Source organism: Streptomyces marokkonensis (assembly GCF_008312835.1).
GTDB lineage: Bacteria > Actinomycetota > Actinomycetes > Streptomycetales > Streptomycetaceae > Streptomyces > Streptomyces marokkonensis_A.
Window position 1 is genome coordinate 1 of sequence record NZ_VSKS01000050.1, and the last position, 3,551, is coordinate 3,551.

Consider the following 3,551-nt stretch of genomic DNA (forward strand, 5'->3'; position numbering starts at 1 on the left):
CGCCGCATCCGAACGAGCGGACACCACCCACGGGACAGTCACCTCGGGCCGGTCAGCCGGCTCCACTCCCCCGACAGGCTCCGGCTCCTCCAGGATGACGTGGGCGTTGGTCCCACTGACGCCGAAGGAGGAGACACCTGCCCGGCGAGGTCGGTCGTTCCGCTCCCAGGGGCGTGCCTCGGTGAGGATGCGGACCTGTCCGACGGACCAGTCGACGAACGTGGAGAGCTCGTCCGTGTGCAGGGACTTGGGCAGGGTGCCGTTCCGCATCGCCTGCACCATCTTGATGACCCCGGCCATACCCGAAGCGGCCTGTGTGTGCCCGATGTTGGACTTCACCGACCCCAGCCACAACGGCCGGTCGCCCTCCCGCTCCTGACCGTACGTGGCCAGCAACGCCTGCGCCTCGATCGGATCCCCGAGCTTCGTTCCCGTACCGTGCGCCTCCACCACATCCACATCACCGGCAGCCAACCCCGCATCCGCCAGCGCGGCGCGAATCACCCGCTGCTGCGACAGACCGTTGGGAGCCGTCAGACCGTTCGACGCACCGTCCTGATTGATCGCCGAACCCCGCACCACAGCGAGCACCTGGTGCCCGTTCGCCTGCGCGTCCGACAGACGCTCCAGCAACAGGACGCCCACGCCTTCCGCCATGCCCATGCCGTCGGCCCCCGCGCCGAACGCCTTGCAGCGGCCGTCGACGGCGAGGCCGCGCTGACGGCTGAATCCGATCAGGCCGACCGGCTCGCCCATGACGGCGGCACCGCCGGTCAGCGCGAGGGAGCATTCGCCGGACCGCAGTGACCGCATGGCCAGGTGCATCGCGACGAGTGCCGAGGAGCACCCGGTGTCCATGGTCACGGCCGGTCCTTCGAGGCCGAGCGTGTAGGAGATGCGGCCGGAGGCGATGCTGGTGACCGTGCCGGTGATCAGGTGCCCTTCGAGGCCTTCCGGGACCTCGCCGGACGCTCCGTAGCCCTGGTGGGAGACGCCGACGAACACACCGGTGTCGCTGCCGCGCAGGCTGTCGGGCGCGATGCCGGCCCGCTCCAGGGTCTCCCAGGTGGTCTCCAGGAGCAGTCGCTGCTGCGGGTCCATCGCCGTCGCCTCACGCGGCGAGATGCCGAAGAACCCGGCGTCGAACTCGGCCGCGTCGTGCAGGAACCCTCCGTCGCGGGCATAGGTGGTTCCTGCCCGGTCGGGGTCGGGGTCGTACAGACTCTCCACGTTCCAGCCGCGGTCGACGGGCAGACCGGATATGGCGTCGGTCTCCTCCAGGACGAGCCGCCAGAGGTCCTCGGGCGAGTGCGCTCCGCCGGGGAAGCGACAGCCCATGGAGACGATCGCGATCGGCTCGTCCTCGTGCGCCGGGCGGGCCGCCGGCAGGGCCGGGAGCACGGAGTGCTGCTCGTCGGCGAGGTCGTCGACGAGGTGTCCGCGCAGGTGACGTACGAGATCGCGGACGTTCGGGTGGTCGAAGACGATCGTGGCGGGCAGGGCGAGACCGGTGGCCTCGTTGAGCCTGTTGCGCAGTTCGACCGCGGTGAGGGAGTCGAAACCGAGCTCACGGAAGGCGCGGGTGGCGGCGATGCCGTCGCCGTCGGCGTAGCCGAGGACGGCGGCGACCTGGGCGCGGACCACGTCGGTCAGGGCCCGGTCGCGTTCGGCGGCGGGCAGGGCGGCGAGTTCGGCGCGCAGTCCGCCGCGCCGGTCGGCGGCGCGGTCGAGAACGGCGTCGTCGGCCCGCATCGCCTCGGCGACTTCGGGGACCTCGTGGAGCAGGGGCCTGGGGTGGGCCGCCGTGAAGACGGGGACGAAGCGTGCCCAGTCGATGTCGGCGACCGCGAGGAAGGTCTCGTCGTGGTCGAGTGCCTGCTGGAGACCGGTCACGGCGATGTCGGCGTCCATGAACGGGATGCCGCGCCATCGCAGTTGTTCACGCACGACGTTGACGGCCATGCCGCCGCCCTCGGGGCTCCAGATGCCCCACGCCAGCGAGGTGCCGGTCAGGCCGCGCGCCCTGCGGTTCTCGGCGAGGGCGTCGACGTAGGCGTTGGAGGCGGAGTAGGCGCCGTGGTCGCCGCTGCCCCAGGTTCCGGCCACGGACGAGTACAGGACGAAGGCGTCCAGCCGGTCGTGGTCGAACAGTTCGTCGAGGTTCGCCGCGCCGAGGAGTTTCGCGCGGGCGCCCTCGGCGAAGAAGTCGAGGTCGGTGTCGGCGAGCGGGGCGAGCATGCCGACGCCCGCGGTGTGCACGACGGTGCGGATGGCGGGCCCGTCGGACTCGACCTGCTCGACGAGGCGGCGGAGGGCGTCCCGGTCGGCCACGTCGCAGGCGGCGATGGTGACGCGGCAGCCGAGGTCGGTCAACTCCCGTTCCAGCTCGGCCGCCCCGGGCGCGTCGGGGCCGTGCCGACTGGTGAGCACCAAGTGCTCGGCGCCGTTGCGGGCCAGCAGCCGGGCGGTGTGGGCGCCGAGTCCGCCGGTGCCACCGGTGACGAGCGCGGCGCCACTGGTGCGCCAGGTGCGCGGCGCGCCGCGCCCTGCGAGGGGGGTGCGGATCAGTCTGCGGACGTACGTTCCCCGCGCGCGCAGGGCTACCTGGTCCTCGTCGCCCCGCGCGGCGAGGAGCGCGATCAGTCCGCGTGCGGTGTCGTCGTCCACATCCGCCGGCAGGTCGACCAGTCCGCCCCAGTGCCGGGGTTGTTCGAGGGCCACGACGCGGCCGAGGCCCCACAGGGCTCCCTGGAGCGGGTGGTCGACGGCGTCGCCCTCGGTACCGGTCGCGACGGCACCGCTGGTGAGGAACCACGTCTTGGCCTCGATACCGGCGTCCAGCAGGCCCTGGACCAGGAGCAGCGAGGAGACCATGGCCGAGGTGGCCCCGGAGTGTGCCGGCGCCGGACGCTCCTCGAGTGCGAGCAGGGAGACCACACCCCGCACCGGGGCCGGACCGGTCCGGGCGACGGCAGCGGCGAGCCGGGAGGCGATCTGCCCGCGGTCGAGGTCGTCGGCGGCCATGACGAAGGTGACGACGGTTGCCCCGGCCCGGCTCAGTGCTCCGGCGACACCGCTGACCAGCGGTGCCGCCAACTGCTCGGCGGGTACGACGAGCAGCCACGTGCCGTCGAGCGTGTCGCCCTCGGGGATGTGGTGCGGCCGCCACACGACCCGGTAGCGCCAGCTGTCCAGCCGGGCACGGCCCTGCCGTCCCCGGTGCCAGGCGTCGAGCGCGGGAACGAGATCGCCGAGGCCGTCGGTGCCTTCCAGCCCGAGCGTGCCGGCCAGGGCCTCCAGGTCACCGTCCTGGACACTGCGCCAGAACTGCTCCTCGGCAGGGTCGGCGCTCACCTGGGCCTTGGGCAGGTCCAGCCAGTAGCGGCTGCGCTGGAAGGCATACGTCGGCAGGTCGACCCGGCGCGGCGACAGCCCCGCGAAGACCGGGCTCCAGTCGACACGCAGGCCCCGCGCCCAGGCCTCCCCCAACGACAGGTAGAGGCGGTCGAGGCCACCCTCACCACGGCGCAGGGACCCGATCACCGGCGCGT

1 protein-coding gene is annotated in these 3,551 nt (G+C 72.7%); it reads right to left on the reverse strand.

Going from position 1 to position 3,551, the window contains the following annotated elements; genetic code table 11:
• Positions 1–3,551 (reverse strand): SDR family NAD(P)-dependent oxidoreductase (locus F1615_RS35300; RefSeq protein WP_149553121.1); only part of this gene is annotated, 3,551 nt, incomplete at both ends.